13 protein-coding genes are annotated in these 15,223 nt (G+C 56.1%); 8 read left to right on the plus strand and 5 right to left on the minus strand.

Going from position 1 to position 15,223, the window contains the following annotated elements; genetic code table 11:
• Positions 1-1,136 precede the first annotated feature (1,136 nt).
• The gene (gene ltrA / locus P3T21_RS21860; RefSeq protein ID WP_429258037.1) at positions 1,137-2,453 is read left to right on the plus strand and encodes a group II intron reverse transcriptase/maturase; all 1,317 of its coding nucleotides are present in this window, start codon (positions 1,137-1,139) and stop codon (positions 2,451-2,453) included.
• Between the two features lie 310 nt (positions 2,454-2,763).
• Here ltrA and P3T21_RS21865 read toward each other — a convergent pair whose 3' ends face one another.
• Positions 2,764-3,246, minus strand: a complete 483-nt coding sequence (locus tag P3T21_RS21865; RefSeq protein ID WP_429258038.1) for a hypothetical protein — start codon at positions 3,244-3,246, stop codon at positions 2,764-2,766.
• A gap of 413 nt (positions 3,247-3,659) precedes the next feature.
• Between P3T21_RS21865 and P3T21_RS21870 the strand changes: the two genes are divergently transcribed.
• Positions 3,660-5,345, plus strand: coding sequence for an MFS transporter (locus tag P3T21_RS21870; protein ID WP_429258039.1), 1,686 nt, complete (start codon positions 3,660-3,662; stop codon positions 5,343-5,345).
• A 317-nt stretch (positions 5,346-5,662) separates the two neighbouring features.
• On the opposite strand, the gene P3T21_RS21875 is transcribed toward P3T21_RS21870, so the two are convergent.
• The gene (locus tag P3T21_RS21875) at positions 5,663-6,592 is read right to left on the minus strand and encodes a LysR family transcriptional regulator (RefSeq protein ID WP_429258040.1); all 930 of its coding nucleotides are present in this window, start codon (positions 6,590-6,592) and stop codon (positions 5,663-5,665) included.
• A 470-nt stretch (positions 6,593-7,062) separates the two neighbouring features.
• Here P3T21_RS21875 and P3T21_RS21880 point away from each other — a divergent pair, with 470 nt between their 5' ends.
• The 4 genes from P3T21_RS21880 to P3T21_RS21895 all read left to right on the plus strand — a co-directional run bounded on the left by P3T21_RS21880 (position 7,063) and on the right by P3T21_RS21895 (position 11,080).
• Entirely contained in the window at positions 7,063-8,253 is a 1,191-nt protein-coding gene (locus P3T21_RS21880) for an iron-containing alcohol dehydrogenase (protein ID WP_429258041.1), read from the plus strand.
• 819 nt (positions 8,254-9,072) lie between these two features.
• Complete coding sequence (locus P3T21_RS21885; RefSeq protein WP_429258173.1) at positions 9,073-9,417, plus strand: DUF3331 domain-containing protein; 345 nt, start codon at positions 9,073-9,075, stop codon at positions 9,415-9,417.
• Positions 9,418-10,199: 782 nt separating this feature from the next.
• On the plus strand, positions 10,200-10,328 hold the full coding sequence (locus P3T21_RS21890) for an NAD-dependent epimerase/dehydratase family protein (protein WP_429258042.1): 129 nt from the start codon (positions 10,200-10,202) through the stop codon (positions 10,326-10,328).
• Positions 10,329-10,345: 17 nt separating this feature from the next.
• Positions 10,346-11,080, plus strand: coding sequence for an NAD-dependent epimerase/dehydratase family protein (locus P3T21_RS21895; RefSeq protein WP_429258043.1), 735 nt, complete (start codon positions 10,346-10,348; stop codon positions 11,078-11,080).
• A gap of 133 nt (positions 11,081-11,213) precedes the next feature.
• On the opposite strand, the gene P3T21_RS21900 is transcribed toward P3T21_RS21895, so the two are convergent.
• From P3T21_RS21900 to P3T21_RS21910, 3 genes are all read right to left on the minus strand, one after another.
• Positions 11,214-11,510, minus strand: coding sequence for an ArsR/SmtB family transcription factor (locus P3T21_RS21900; RefSeq protein WP_429258044.1), 297 nt, complete (start codon positions 11,508-11,510; stop codon positions 11,214-11,216).
• A 367-nt stretch (positions 11,511-11,877) separates the two neighbouring features.
• A complete protein-coding gene (locus P3T21_RS21905) occupies positions 11,878-12,435 on the minus strand; it encodes a DUF1993 domain-containing protein (RefSeq protein WP_429258045.1) in 558 nt (185 codons plus the stop codon).
• A gap of 232 nt (positions 12,436-12,667) precedes the next feature.
• Complete coding sequence (locus P3T21_RS21910; protein WP_429258046.1) at positions 12,668-13,423, minus strand: SDR family NAD(P)-dependent oxidoreductase; 756 nt, start codon at positions 13,421-13,423, stop codon at positions 12,668-12,670.
• 224 nt (positions 13,424-13,647) lie between these two features.
• Between P3T21_RS21910 and P3T21_RS21915 the strand changes: the two genes are divergently transcribed.
• Both P3T21_RS21915 and P3T21_RS21920 read left to right on the plus strand, forming a co-directional pair.
• Positions 13,648-14,394, plus strand: a complete 747-nt coding sequence (locus P3T21_RS21915; RefSeq protein WP_429258047.1) for an SDR family NAD(P)-dependent oxidoreductase — start codon at positions 13,648-13,650, stop codon at positions 14,392-14,394.
• 248 nt (positions 14,395-14,642) lie between these two features.
• Entirely contained in the window at positions 14,643-15,023 is a 381-nt protein-coding gene (locus P3T21_RS21920) for a DUF427 domain-containing protein (protein WP_429258048.1), read from the plus strand.
• Positions 15,024-15,223: the final 200 nt, after the last annotated feature.

Below are 15,223 nucleotides of genomic sequence, written 5' to 3' on the forward strand. Positions count from 1 at the left end.
CTGCCTGAAAAACTAGCAGGATAGGTTGATTACCCGGCTCAATTTTCAGTCGGCGCGATCCCTACAAGTGGCTCAATTTTCGGTCGGCGTAAACATTCCTCGTCGCCAACAGGCAGATGGCAGTAGCGTCGCGTGCATGGTTCGAGCGCACTTGCCACAAGTAGGTTTTCGTCTTGTAGCGCTTGGACGCGTTCTCCAATCGAGCCGGCTCGTCGGCTCACCATTCCGTCACTCCTCGCAGTGCTACGCTTTACCCGAGGCGTGGCCTGAAGGCCGAGGCCTTCAGGCCGCGCCTCGGGTAAAGGAAAGTACCTTCGTGACACTTGGTGTCTTTTGGGGCTGATAGGTTTCGGATATACGGGGGGCACACTCGATATGACGCGAAGGGGGTAGCTTGGGCGAGCTACACCCGATCGTAAGCGTCGACGCTCGATTTCGCCTTCGCGAGTTTGGCTTTCTTGCATTTGAATTGAGATGCGGGCTTCTGTAGCTCGCCCTTCAATTCGTCCAGTCGCGTCTCGAACTTCTCGATTTGATAGCGCCAGGCGAAGCCTGGGATTGGAGGAAGTCGTATGTGGCGGAAACCAGTCATTGGAATCCAGAGGGTTCGACTCCCTCCCGGCAAAGGCTAACCACCAGCCGGAAGCGAGCCTTGCATGCGAGTGCGGTAACGCACTACTTGAAGCGTAGGCAGCGGGTACTGAAGCCGTGTGATTGAGCCTCGATATGAAGCAACCGTTGGTGTCTTCACTTTTCAAATACTGGGGACTGCACTGTGTGAGCCGTAATGGTGAGGCTCGCCAGACCGACCGGGGTCCGAGAGCAGGGCAAGGGTACGAGGATGGATTCCCCAGGAACCTGGGAGGTCCTGTGTTTGACCAGCCTTAACTGGCCCTGAGGCACGGGGCGATATAAACAGGGCCATACCCTGCGGAACTCTCCGCTGCAGGGAGCAAACATGGAGAAGAAGGGTTGGAGCGAAGAAGCGAATCCAAAAGCGACTTCGTATTCGGCACAGGAAGTCTTAGCGCCCTCGTAGTACTGATGACGCCGGGGAACGCCGCTCGGGCGGACCCGGTCGATGGGAAGGGGGGCGCCGTCGTTGCAGAATCGTTCGTGGGAAACACGGAGGTGCTTTGAAACCTGAAAGCGTGTCAACGAAACAGGAACGAATAGCCATGCTGGCGAGGAGTAGTCCCGAAATGGCGTTCACCTCGTTAAATCAGTACATCGACTTTGAGTGGGTGAGGTATGCCTACGACTGCACGCGTAAGGACGGTGCTGTCGGGGTTGATGGTCAGTCCGGGGAGGATTATGCGGTGAATCTTACGCAGAATCTTCTCGGGCTCGTCGACCGACTGAAGTCAGGCCGGTACCACGCGCAGCCAGTCCGTCGGCATTTCATTGCAAAGGCGGACGGCGGGCGTCGTGGGCTCGGCATTCCCTCCTTCGAAGACAAGGTGGCGCAACGCGCCATCGTCATGCTTCTGGAGCCGATCTACGAACAGGACTTTCGAGACTGTTCGTTCGGTTTCCGACCTAGTCGCAGTGCTCACGAGGCATTGCGGGCAGTGTGGAGGGGGATCATGTACCGGGGTGGGCAGTGGGTGCTGGACGTTGATGTTCGGAAATACTTCGACAGCATCGACCAGGCCAAACTCAGAGCGCTCCTGGCCAGACGAGTCACCGATGGTGTAGTTAGAAGGTTGATCGACAAGTGGTTGAAAGCGGGCGTGCTGGAGGATGGTCAGCTGTTTTATCCTGACTCCGCTACACCCCAGGGCGGGGTGATTTCGCCCTGCCTTGCCAACGTGTTTCTGCATTATGTACTGGATGAATGGTTTGCTGCTGAGGTGCAACCGCGCCTTCGTGGTCCGAGCACCCTGGTGCGTTTCGCGGATGACTTTGTCGTGATACTCGCGCACAAAGACGATGCGGAGCGTGTCTTGCGGGTGCTGGAAAAGCGACTGGGCAAGTACGGCCTGGAGTTGCATCCGGACAAAACCCGGATGATCGATTTCCGCTTCCAACCTCAATCCGGTCATAACGATTACCAGAAGTCGTTGGCCACGACCTTCAACTTCCTCGGATTCACCCACGTGTGGGTGACCTCGGAGAAGGGCCGGGCAATGGTGCGGCAGTTGACCGCCAAAGATCGCGTCGCGCGTACGCTCAAAGCGATCAACCGGGTCTGCCGCGGTATGCGGACCCTGCCGATTCGTGATCAGCACCAGCGCTTGCGTCGAATGCTCAAGGGGCACTATGCCTACTTCGGCATCAGCAGGAACTATGTGCGCCTGGCGACCCTGCGGTTTCAGGTTGCACGCATCTGGCGCAAGTGGTTATCACGAAGGTCGAACAAACGCTCTCTGCCATGGGTTGCCTTCACGGGAATACTCAAACTATTCCCGTTACCGCAGCCTCGGATTGTCCATAGCTACGCCAGACCGTGAGCGAAGCTGCATGACGAAGAACAGGACGCCTTAATTGGGCTCGTCCGGGTCTGTGAGGGGTGAGGGGGGTGACCTCCTCGCCTACTCGGAGGCTCGAGCGTCCGGATTTTCCCTGCAGCCGTGCTCTATTTATGAGGGAGACGGGCGGGCCCTCCAGGAGTAACTGCCAGATAGCGGGGGGCAACAAAAGAGCCCCGAGCGGCGAACCGGTCGAGGCTGCATGGCAACTAGCGCAGAGTGGCAGAAGCGTAGTTTGGCGTAACGGAATCACAACGTACTAGATAGATCGGTTTGCGCAACGCGGAAACCGCTATTTCGCAATGATTGTTTCAATCCCTCGGCGGTCGTAACTCCAGGATGCCGCGGCTTGCCCGATCAGATTTTCTGCATGGGCGGCTACCTGCGAATAATCACCACCGTTTGACGCGGAGGCTATCTGAAATGAAGCTCCCAGCTTGAAGTCGGCATCTCCGCCGTGCGCTGTGAGTATCACGGGAAGAATAACCTTTGCTATCTCCTGCGCTTGTTGGAAGAAACGCACGCCGACTGCAAATATCAGAACCCTCCCATGGAGTGACATCAGATGCTGGGTGGAAGGCACTTCATTCCAGGAATCGCCTTGGCTATCCAGGACGAACAACGTCCGTGGTGTCGTGCTTGGCGCCCCTTGGGGAAACAGGCGTCCCTCGAGAGCATTAAGGAGGTTCTGCGCGGATAGCCGAGCATTCTGTTCGATTGAGGAGAAGCTGCCGACCTGTTTCTTAATCAAAGCGTCGATATTTTGATATGACATTGGTCCCTCTGTCGGTTTAGGCATAGCGATCGAAGAATCATACGTGAACAATTCTCCACCTGCTCAACCCCACGCAGCCGGTCCATTAGAAGGCACGCGTTGTGATGCCTTGATTCAGATCTTCCTGGCCAGGCCCAATCGCTCGCCACGTAGCAGATTGCCGAATGCGGGGGCTCAAGTGGCTCCGTAAGAAGGCAAGTGCTCTTTGCCATCGTGCGACGCGATGGCAAGCTCGCAAAACGATGATTCGCAAGAAACGATCGTCGGTAGATCATGTGCGGTGCGACAGACGTGACGCCCATGAGGCGCGCTCTGCAAAGGCCAAGACGCCTATCAAATCATGTCACTGCGAGCTTTTCGGCACGGTTCGCGTCGAAATAACATCCAGACACCTACGTATTCACGGAGACAGCATGCAACCCCTCATGGCCGGAAATCTTGATTCGCGAGAGTCTGCCAGTGGCATTACGCGGGCGGAATGGCGCGTGATCATTGCCGCTTCGCTCGGATCCGTGCTCGAACTGTACGACTTCCAGGTCGTTGGTCTTCTAACAAACGAGTTGGCAAAGACTTTCTTTTCCGGAGTCAATCCTACTGCTGCTTATGTCTTCACTCTACTCGGCTTCGCCGCTGGGTTCGTCCTAAGGCCGTTCGGCGCGCTGGTGTTCGGACGGATCGGAGACCTGCTCGGCAGAAAGCGCACTTTTCTTGTGACGATCGTCTTGATGGGGGCGTGTACCGTCGGGATAGGCCTGATACCAGGTTACGCGGCCATCGGAATCGCAGCTCCGATACTTTTCATCTGTATGCGTCTACTGCAAGGGTTGGCGCTCGGCGGCGAGTTTAGCGGCGCAATGATTTACGTCGCCGAGCACGCGCCCGCTCGTGCCCGCGGCGCTTGGACATCCTACATCATTCTGACTGCGGCGCTGGGACTTCTGCTGTCGTTCGCAGTCGTGCTTCCGCTGCGCATACTGCTCGGTAAGGAAGCATTCTCTGCCTGGGGTTGGCGCGTTCCATTTCTGGTTTCAAGCGTACTCCTTGCGATCTCGGTCTGGGTTCGGTTGAAGCTGAATGAATCGCCGGAGTTCGCCCGCATGAAAGAAGAGGGTACGCTTTCGAAGGCGCCGATCGCAGAGACGTTCGGTCAGTGGAAACATCTGAAGCTCGTGGTGATCGCTTTCTTTGGCATCGTGGCCGGTCAGACGGTGGTCTGGTATACGGGCCAGTTTTACACGATATTTTTTCTGACGAAGGTGCTAAAAGTGGAAGACGCGAGCGCTAATCTGCTGATCATCGGTGCAACTGTGGCGACTGTCCCACTGTACCTCTTCTTTGGGTGGTTGTCTGACCGTATCGGTCGCAAGCCCGTATATCTCACTGGATTGCTGCTGGCTGTCCTTTGCTTCTTCCCGCTCTTCAAGATGGTGAACCATTACGCAAATCCGGCACTGGAGCGGGCCCAGCAACTAGCACCCATTTTTGTAGTGGCGGACACCAGTCAATGCGCCGTGCAATTCAATCCCACCGGTACCGCGAGCTACAGCAGCAGCTGCGATGTTGTAAAGGCGCGTCTGGCAAAGGCAGGCCTCAGCTACAGGATGATGCCTGGTTTGACCGGTGCGCTGGCTGAGGTGAGGATCGGCGAGGCTCGGATACCTGGTTACAACGCCTTTGGCCCCGACGCGATCGAGCAATCCCGCCTTTTCGAAAGCCGACTGCGCGCAGCACTGTCGCAAAGTGGCTATTCCGAGGGAGCAGCGGACCCTGCCGCGATGAACATACCGATGCTGCTTCTGCTGCTCATCCTTACCATGAGTTTCGGAACGATGACATTCGCGACCTCATCTGCGATGCTAGTAGAGCTTTTCCCGTCACGCATTCGCTACACCGCGATGTCATTTCCGTATCACCTGGGGTCTGCGATTTTTGGTGGGTTCATGCCTGCTACTGCGTTCGCAATTGTTGCAGCTACAGGCGACATTTTTTCAGGTCTGCGTTATCCGGTCATGGTTGCAGGTGTCGCATTCGTCGTGACATTCTTTTTCGCGAAGGAGTCGCGTGGCAAACCTATCACAGATGGTTCGCTCCACGGCTAATCACAATTCGGACAAAGTGCCTGAACAGCAATTACTACATGTCGACTCGCATCGTGTCTGGACCGGGGGCGCTATAAGGATCGCAGCGTCCGCAACGACCGGACCGGTGACGACTAGCGCCGCGTTGAGGTCAAGCTCGTGGGCGTGAGGCTCGCCGATGTGCGCCAAAAAGGAGAGTCGCCATCGCGGCGGCCAATGACTGTTCGATAAGGGGATGCACGGGAGTGGGGATACTTCGCCCCCGTGCGTTGCTGATGGTCATGATGTCCGCAACCGCGGGCTCCGGACCGGAAGTATCCCAATGGACAGTGATTTGCCTAGCTTGATCGTTTCCGATCTGTGGTCATGCTTTCCGTGTCGCCAGTCTGCTGTAGATGGTCGACCAGCAGACGGGCCGCCATCGGCAAGCTGTCATATGAACGTATGCAGATGTTTAGTTTGCGCGTGGTCCACGGAGCATGTAGCGGAACGAGTTTGATGGCGAAGGTTTTCGCGTAGCGTTGGGCCAGTCTTCTTGGCAGTATTCCTAACCCCATGTTGGCCTCCACCATCAGGCAGACCGCGTCAAAACTGTTTACCTGCATCCGGAATTTGACAGGAAGACCTAGCTCGCTACTGGCCTTGATCAACTGAAGATTTATGAAGCTACCTGTTTGAAGTCCGATGAGATGGTGCTCGAGAAGGTCTGCGGTTGTTAGGGACGCGCGACGGCCTAGCGTGTGTCGCTGAGGCGCGACGACGACCAGATGATCCTCGCGGTATGGCATGATCGTCACGCCGTCAGGCTGACTTCCAAGGTCGGCATAAAAGCCTATATCGGCTGCGTTCTGTGCGACACCACGCAACGTAACAGTGCTGATCTGTTCTTCAAGTTGCAGTTGCACCAGCGGATACTTCTCGACAAAGGTCTGAAGGTCATGCGGAAGGAACTGCGCGATCGTCGATACGTTGGCGAAAATGCGGACCAACCCCCGTGTCCCGCTCGAAAAGTCGCGCATGGACGCGTATACGTTGTCCAGGTTGTTGATCACGCCGCGCGCAAGGTTCTGCAGCGCAGCGCCGGCGACCGTCAGCTCGATACCCTTGTTGCTTCGGGCAAAAAGCTCGGTTGCGAGAATGGCTTCGAGGTCGGAGATACGTTTGCTGATCGCGGAGGCTGCAATATGCTCCCGTTCAGCCGCCGCGGCGATCGTGCCCAGCTCGGCAACCGCAAGGAAAAGCTTCAGCGATACTGGATCGATTCTCATCGAAAACCCCCGTGTTCGTCATGCGAGAATCCCGATTGAAGCATATTTACCTGGGCAGTGCGAATGGGTTGGCGAGGAGCAGAATTGATGAAAACGCTCTCTGCCTTGAGGCATTCACGGATCGCGCGAATTCCGTTCTCGCGACTATCGCGCCGCGTAGCGCCAACGTGCATTTTGAACGGCTTCATTGATTTCGCTTTGTCGGCTGGTGACTTGGTCGCGCGACACACGCCGCGTCGGGCGTCGAATGTGCCGGGCTTGTGACAAAGCAAAGCGTTCTTTCGCGAACGTGCCGTCGCGAACTGAGATGACCAACGGTCGATTTGATCATATATATAGGCTGGCGTTGGTCTCATCTTCGTTTTTGGAGATGGCAGGGTCGTCAAACAATTGTTTCCAAGGGATGGGGATGCAGACATCATTTTAATCTGCCGTCTTTCGAACCTTATCCCAGCATTGGAGGAGTCAAAATGGAAAACGCCACACCTCGGGAACCGCGCTATCGCTTTACCGGGCACGAACGTGTGCTGCATGACATATCTGCGACGAAAGCACTCCCTGAACTCTTGTCGCTGTTCGGATACGAACGCGTATTCCTGGTTTGCTCCAGATCGATTAACACGAAGACGACGATCATCCAGGAGCTTCGCGAATGTCTTGGCAGCCGGCTCGTGGGTTTGACCGACGAAGTCGGCGAGCATTCTCCATTGTCGAACGTGCTTGAAGCCGCACGTCAGGCGCGGGACGTCCGGGCGGATGTCATTGTGTCCGTCGGAGGTGGTTCGGTGATGGATATGTGCAAGGCGATGCAGCTTTGCATTTCAGAGGGGGCGTACGACCGGGACAGTCTGCTGAAACTGCAGTTTGTTCTCTCCGAAGACGGAACCGAGATGTTGACCACTTCGCGCGCCCCAGCTCGGATCCGGCAGATCGCCATTCCGACCACGCTCGCGACATCGGAGTGGACGCCGGTCAGCACCCCGATCGATGACGAGACTCATCTCAAGGCGCGTTTCGTTGTTCCCGACGGCTCGCCGCGCGGCATTATCTACGACCCCGCGATTCTTGCGCAGACGCCGCCGCGTCTGCTCTTGTCAACGGGGATTCGAGGTCTCGACCATGCGATCAACACCGCGTGTTCGTCGGTCCCGCACTCGTTTGCGAGCTTGCTTGCCGAAAAGGCCATTCAACTCTACATGGAGAATCTGCCTTCTCTGATGGGCAACGCAAGCCGTGAAGCACTGACAAACTGCCAGCTCGCCACGTGGTACACCGGAATGGGGCAGATGTCGGTGCCGCACGGTTTCAGTCATTGGATGGTTCACATCGTCGGGCCTTATGGCGGCGTCGCGCACAGCGACGCGGCGTGCGTACTGATGCTTGCACAAGCCAAGTGGCTTGAGGGCTGGGCGGATCCGCAGCACAACCGGGTTCGCACGGCCTTGAGTCAGCCAAATCGGGCATTTCACGAAATTCTTCGGGACCTTCTGGAACAATTGAAGATGCCGATGACACTCAATGATCTTGGGCTGAGCCGCGAAAAAGTGGAGGAGATGATCCATCCGGCGCTGGAGCATCCCATGGTCACGCTCAACAATCTCCGTCCAATTCAGACGGAGACAGACCTGCGCGCAATTCTGGAACTTGCATGGAGTGCATGATGCTGCATGGGTTTTGCTCCAGCAGCGATTTATCCCCGGCCTGAAGACCTCGGCCTTCAGGCCGGGGATGAGGAGCGGATGAAGGCAGTGAAGGGCGGATGTGGTGGCTCTTCAAGACAAAGCGAAGATGTGCCTGTACGGAGAACACCCGTATCGGCACATGCAGCAGACTATCTGCGTATTCCATCTCCAATTCAAAGACAGGCACGCCCGTGCGCAACAGGAGCGGGCGTGCGCATCAACTTTCCCAGAAACTACTGCAAGGAACTGCCGGCAAAGGTACCCATAACGGCGCTTTCACAAGCGTCGCCGGAATGCGGACTGAGGCACTGCCGGGGAAACACGGCCAGTGCGTAACTGTGCTGGCGCGATTGTTGGGAATTGACAATTTGTGAATTCGTGTCTTAGGTCTTTATCAAGCAAGTTCAGACAGCTAAGTTACATGACTCGACTATGCCACGCGGTGGCCAGTGATAGGTGGCTGCGTCGAAGTTCGCGACCCGGCAGAAACGTGGCTGCTGTTCACGAGCGTTGGACTTTGCCAGCATTTTTTGTGGCTAGCGCAACGCAATGTCCACGTTAACATCATTCATCGATCGGGTGCAGATATTTGGCTTGCCAATCGTACCCCACTCACATCGTGTTTGAATTTGAAATTTCCCATTATTTAATGGCGGTGTTGGTATGTGGTCGGTAGAAGAAACGGGTGACGCATGGCTTCGAACTATCGGAGGACTGATTTCGTTCTCGCAATCCACGGCTTCCGTGGGGAAGACTGACCTCGCGAAACCGTTTCGTGGTGGGACTCCGTCCGACGGGATGCATCGCCAGAGAGTTCGGTCGTTCCGTCTCGATTCAACGACAGGGCGGCGTCGACCGACTGCCATCATCAAGATAATTGAGAGGCCTACGAATAGCACGCTCGTTGTCCACTGGACTGAACCCGGAAAGTGCCTTTACGGTTATCAGATATGGCGTCGGACACGTGCCGAATGGAATGGATATTGCGCTTTGAGCGGCAAGCTTGTGCGAAAGCATGACGTGATTTTCCGGCCCTCGTGGATGAAATCCGAACCACAAAACTCAGGGGAGGTAATTCTGGAAGCAGCCGTGTACCGGATGTCGGACAACTCCAGCGAGGCAAGGGAAGTTCCCCTTCGCTGACGGCGAATGTCAAACGATTGGCACCCTTAACATGAAGAAGGGCTTGTCGCAGGTATTGGCGGGGAACGATTGTCAAGGATGTGACGGGTCCATCTTCTTTCAAGGTACCGTGTCCGCACTCGACGGAAAACAATTGGTCTTTTTCGTGAGTGTGGGTTAAGGAAGCAGAGGTTTACTCATGTGCTACGACCTGGTTCGAGAGTTGACGAGGTCTACAAAGAAACGATGACCGTCTGGATAAAAAAAAGCACGGCCGAGGCCGTGCCACACGATAGGAAGGGGACAGGGGGGAGGTACGGCCCTTCAATCGCAAAAGGAACGCCTAAAACGCTGATTGCACCCGAATGCGCATGGAGTCAAGGCACTATCAGTATTCGGAAAAGAGCCTCCAAGGGTAGCGTATTTTCAGGCTGCGATACAGCGGCTTCGCTGAAAACACTGCTCAGTTCAATTGAACAATCGCATCGTGACTGAAGGACTGTCGCGACCTCATCGCATCGAAGGCATGAGCGTTGAATGATGAAAGTTCAGGCAGGATCGATCTGAGTCGGTTTGCTGTGCCCGGCGCTCTCCTTGGTGATGGCTGAACCCAGCGTGGCAATCAAAGTCATGCAGAGCGTTACCGTGGGGAAATCTTATGGCGACCGGCTGCACAGCGCCTTTCGGCAGCGTATTGGACGATAGCCAGTTTCAAGCAACAAGCCCGGCAGAGTTCTGCGGCAGTGGCGGGTTTCCAACTGACCTGATTGTGTGGACTGAGCGAGTCACATTGAGGAGAAGGGATGAAAGTGTTTGTTACCGGGGCTGAGGGGTATGTGGGCGGCTCAGTCGCGACTCGTCTCGTAGAGCTTGGGCACGATGTAGTTGGTTTAAAGCCATTCTGCTTGAGGCGAACGGCATCGAGCCCCTGATAGGGCGCCTGGGAGATGTGGATGCGCTTGAAGCTGGCGCAATTGAGTGCGACGCCACCATCAACGCGGCCGATCCGGAGAATTTTTTCGCGGCGCATGTCCTTATTGAGGCTCTCGCAGGTTCGGGACGGACGCTGATTCACACAAGTGGCGCCAGCATAGTCTGCGACGATGCGGGTGGGGACTGGCATTCGGACAGGATATTTAATGAAGATTCACGACTCATAGAGATGTCGCATCGGGCGCCGCACGTGGAAATTGACCGGATGGTCCGGGAGGCTGGCATTCGAAAGGGGATGCGAACGAGCGTTATTTGCCCGGCTCTGGTTTATGGCAATGGGTCAGGAATCGGGTCAGGTAGCGGACAAATTTTTACGCTAACTGAGAAATCAAAAAAGCAGAAGGCAGGGGTCTATATCGGGAAAGGGGCGAATGTCTGGTCAAACGTTCACATCAGCGATCTGGTAGATCTCTACGCTCTTGTTCTCGAGAGAGCCCCGTCGGCCTCGTTTTTCTTTGCCGAGAACGGGGAGGCCAGCTTTCGTGAAATTGCGGTTGTGGTCAGCGATGCACTTGGTTTCGGCAGCAGGACGTTTGCTTGGAACGCAGACGAGGCGTTCGCTGAATTAGGTGAATTTGAATACATTGCACTTTCCACCAACGCCCGGGTGCGCGCGAAGAATGCGCGGATTCTTCTTGGCTGGGAACCGAAAGGACCGCCGCTGCGCGACGCGCTACTGAGCGACCAATAGAAGCCCGGCTTGTGCAGTCGGCATTCCGGAGTTTGGCGGTCGGAGCACTGAATCTCCTGCCAGCAATGTAATTTCTTCAGGATCCACTGCTTAGTCCGATCACACCATCGGGAGTGCTGGTGCGGAGCGAAAACTAAAGGTGTTGTGTTACTTCATTGAGGAAGGCATTGACAACGTCCTCATTTCGCTTGAAGAAAATCCATTGCCCGACCCGAAGCGATGTCACCAGCTCAGCGTCATGAAGAATCGCAAGGTGTGTGGAAACGGTCGATTTGGACAGGGCGCATCGCTCATGAATCTGACCTGCGGAGACACCATGCAAGAATGGGACGTACTCCTCGTCAAAGTTGGTTGAAGGAGCTTTGAGCCAGGCGAGGATGTCGCGGCGTATCGGGCTAGCTAGAGCTTTGTAAATCTTGTTGATATCCATCGCTGAGGAAGTCGAGTTGTTTCTAAGGTAAAACTTGCAGCGAAGAGAAGGAGTCCGCACGCGAGGATCATTGGGAGATCTGGGCCTCGCGCGATGAATTTCCAGCGGCTGCGTCTACCGTTTCTACGTGGCCGGATACGGCCTTAATCAATTTCATCGAGTCTCCCGGAGGCAGCAGCAGACAACCGGACCAATTGTGTGCGTCCCGCCGTAAGTCACCCGGGGACGGCCAACCTGATCTGTAACCAGACTGTGACAAGTCTTCAGTTAGCTTGCCGGATCAATGTCGGGACGCGCTGGTCGGTGGCCTTCCTGTTGGGCAGGACTTCTGGTCTCGCGCAGAAACTTTCTGAGGTTGACTGACGAGTTAAGTTTCGACGCGGGTCAATGCGCCAATGTAATCTTCCTTTCCAATCTTTAGACCGTTGTGACGGAGAATGTTGTGCATCGTTGTGACGTGGAAGAAGAAGCTCGGTAGCAGGAAGGTGAGCGCGTACGTGTCGCGTCGCAGCACGTTGTCCACGCCGCCAAAACGCATCTCGACATGCCGGTCTTCACTATCTTTGAACTCGTCCGGGTCGACTGCTTCGAGAAGCGAGACAGTTTTTTTGATGCGCTCCTGCAGATCTGCGAACGTGGTCTCATTGTCCGGGAAGCTGGGCATTTCCCTGCCTGTCAGGCGTGCGATCGCGCCCTTGGCGTTGTCGCTCGCGCGTTGCACCTGGCCCGCGAGAGGAAGCATATCGGGAGCGAGGCGCGCCTCGACAAGGACGGTCGGGCTGATGTTATTTTCCGCGGCGAACGCAGAAGCCTGTTCAAGATATTGCGACATGATTCCCAAACCACGAATCATGACTGGAATCGACACATCGTACAGAGAGAACGCCATTCTATGCCTTGATATGGGACCACGTCGAAGTCGCATGTGCCTTCAATGCGGCCGGGACGCCGCAAGTTGGTCATTGCAGACTTCAGCGTGGTCGGTAGAGAGCCCATCGATCGCTGCTTTGCCAGCGAACGTCAAACCAGGCCCGATAGCAATTGTTATGTTGAACAAGGCGGTTTGTCGTTACGTCGTCTAACGCCACGCGCTGGATGTTCCTGTTACTCGTTCGGGATCCGTTTGAGCCGGAAACCTTGGTTCGCGCCAGTTCCGGTTAAGACGCGGTGTGCCCGCCATCTACGTTGAGACTGTGGCCGGTAATAAACCTGGCTTCGTCCGAGGCGATGAACACGATGCCGTCGGCGACTTCCTCCGACAAGCCAAGGCGGTCGAGCGGGACTTGCTTCACGAGGCCCGCCTTGTTTTCGGCTGTGCCCGTGAAGCGAGTCAACATCCCGGTGTCCGTAGGGCCCGGAGAAACGCAGTTCACACGAATGCCTGAGCTTGCGACTTCAAGCGCGACAGACTTGGTAATCCCTTCCACGGCGTGCTTGGCAGCAACATAGATGGAAGCGAACGCCGCGCCGCGGTGACCATAGGTCGACGAGATGTTGATGATGTTGCCCTTGCTCTTGCCGCTATTGGCTTCCATAGCAAGTATCTCGTGCTTCATGCTCAGTACCACACCGACGACGTTCGTGTCGAACGTTGCCGCTACAGTTTCCGCAGTCTGGACAGTGATCGGGCCGACCTGCCCTTCGGTCGCGGCATTGTTCACAGCAACATCAAGCTTGCCAAACCGCGAAACCGTCTGTGCCACCAGATTCTTTACTTCTTCTTCGTTCCGGACATCTGCGCGGATGTACGCAGCTTCAGTTCCGAGTTCCTGCAGTTCACGCGCAAGCGCTTCACCTACCTCGTCGCGACGACCCGACACAACCACTCGTGCTCCTTTCTTCGCGAAGGCGAACGCGGCCGCGCGGCCGATACCTGTCAGGGCTCCGGTGATAAGAACGACTTGATTTTTCATTTGATTCCTCAGATTTGATCAGGTTACGTATACGTGCGCACACCTTGGAACAGGACGGACCATGATATGTACGGCCATATTAAACAGTTGGGCCGGGGTGTCAAGTAAGCCAGGCATGGATGGATAGCCGTTTTCAGATAGTATCAATTGACTCAACGAATACGCATGTACATACTGGTAAGCCTCGCGCCATTGCGGCGCCAGCCTCCTTTAAGGAAACTGACATGAGCAAGCAAGTTGTTCTGATAACGGGTGCCTTGGCGGGAATAGGCCGCGCCACGGCCATCGCATTTGCGAAAGCAGGCGCAAATGTCGTCATTTCAGGTCGCCGGGAAGAAGCCGGGGTCGCATTGGTTGGAGAGTTACGCGCTCTTGGCACGGAGGCTGAATTTGTCCGCGCCGATGTTCGCCATGAGGATGACGTGCGCACGTTGATCGACAAGACGATAGAGCGCTTTGGCAAGCTAGACATTGCCGTCAACAACGCCGGGACGGAAGGCACTCCCGGGCCGGTGACTGAGCAGACGCCGGAAAGCTATGCGGCAGCATTTGACACCAATGTACTTGGCACGCTTTTGGCCATGAAGCATGAACTGCGAGTTATGCAGGTGCAGGGGAGTGGCAGCATTGTGAACATCTCGTCCACGATGGGAAGCCGCGGTGCCGCGGGAGCCTCGATATACACGGCTAGCAAGCATGCGGTTGAAGGGTTGACGAAATCAGGCGCCCTTGAGGGCGCTGTCTACGGTGTGCGCGTGAACGCGGTTGCACCGGGACCAGTGGAAACGGAGTTGCTAAACCGGTTTGTCGGGAGCGCGGAGCGAAAGGCTGGAATGATCGCGGGAATCCCCCTTAAGCGAGTAGGTCGTCCCGACGAAATCGCGGACGCCGTTCTCTTTCTTGCTTCTGACAAGGCCTCGTTTCTTACCGGCCAGATCGTCGCAGTGAATGGCGGAAAGACAGCTTCCTGATTGCTCCGTCTGCCCCGGTATATGTCGCGGGAAAGCTTAGGTGCATTCGCTGTTCGGTGGACGCGGTATGAAGCTTTCGGGCATAGCTAGGCTGTCTCTGCTGAATTGGGGCCGACGCGTAGCCAATCTTTTTTCGACTGTTCGAGCCGGACGAACGATGCGGCGGACGTTGCGCGGCTTTGGCCGCCGAAATATTCGTCCGGCAGAAAATTGGAGCTCCGTCCGTCCGGGTTGAAAGGTGCGGGAGTATGTTGAAACCTGGTCTCGCCATCGTAGTTAAACCCAACTTGTCGCGCGTTGTCGTTTGGGTGGGAGGGCGACCTGTCGCAGATACGCGTCGCGCACTCACTGTGCGAATTGGCACCGGGTCTGCAGCCGACTATGTGCCATTCGAAGACGTCCAGATGTCGTTACTGAAGCGTCGCCAATTCGACGCGCGCCAGATGGGTGCGGGGCACAAAGTCTACTTCGATATCCTCTTTGGGTCGACTCGCATTGAGTGCGCAGCGTGGACCTTCGACGAACAGCTCGAGGGGACCGATGTTGTCCGGGAGTACGTCGCTTTCGATGCCAGCAAGGTTGACGCGATTGAACAGCAACCGCGACATGGCATGGTGCAGCCGTGGTGATAGTGGCTGCCTGAATCAGTCTGACTCCGCTTGCCAGATGGAAGCGGACACTCCGCGAAGTGGCTATCGTCCTGTTGGATACGCACCTGCACTGTGCTGCAATCTCACTCCGTCGCCCGACTAAAGGGGATTGTTGATGTCTAATCCGGTATTTGCCTATATGTGCGTCACTCAAGGTCAGGCGGACGAACAACCACATG

The organism is Paraburkholderia sp. GAS334 (assembly GCF_050436625.1).
GTDB lineage: Bacteria > Pseudomonadota > Gammaproteobacteria > Burkholderiales > Burkholderiaceae > Paraburkholderia.

Bases quoted from the DNA above. Each gene is read 5' to 3' on its own strand.
- P3T21_RS21890 (WP_429258042.1), top strand. From the start codon at position 10,200: ATGAAAGTGTTTGTTACCGGGGCTGAGGGGTATGTGGGCGGCTCAGTC.
- P3T21_RS21865 (WP_429258038.1), bottom strand. From the start codon at position 3,246: ATGTCATATCAAAATATCGACGCTTTGATTAAGAAACAGGTCGGCAGC.
- P3T21_RS21875 (WP_429258040.1), bottom strand. From the start codon at position 6,592: ATGAGAATCGATCCAGTATCGCTGAAGCTTTTCCTTGCGGTTGCCGAG.
- P3T21_RS21880 (WP_429258041.1), top strand. From the start codon at position 7,063: ATGGAAAACGCCACACCTCGGGAACCGCGCTATCGCTTTACCGGGCAC.
- P3T21_RS21885 (WP_429258173.1), top strand. From the start codon at position 9,073: ATGCATCGCCAGAGAGTTCGGTCGTTCCGTCTCGATTCAACGACAGGG.
- P3T21_RS21900 (WP_429258044.1), bottom strand. From the start codon at position 11,510: ATGGATATCAACAAGATTTACAAAGCTCTAGCTAGCCCGATACGCCGC.
- P3T21_RS21905 (WP_429258045.1), bottom strand. From the start codon at position 12,435: ATGCGACTTCGACGTGGTCCCATATCAAGGCATAGAATGGCGTTCTCT.
- P3T21_RS21915 (WP_429258047.1), top strand. From the start codon at position 13,648: ATGAGCAAGCAAGTTGTTCTGATAACGGGTGCCTTGGCGGGAATAGGC.
- P3T21_RS21920 (WP_429258048.1), top strand. From the start codon at position 14,643: ATGTTGAAACCTGGTCTCGCCATCGTAGTTAAACCCAACTTGTCGCGC.
- P3T21_RS21910 (WP_429258046.1), bottom strand. From the start codon at position 13,423: ATGAAAAATCAAGTCGTTCTTATCACCGGAGCCCTGACAGGTATCGGC.
- P3T21_RS21870 (WP_429258039.1), top strand. From the start codon at position 3,660: ATGCAACCCCTCATGGCCGGAAATCTTGATTCGCGAGAGTCTGCCAGT.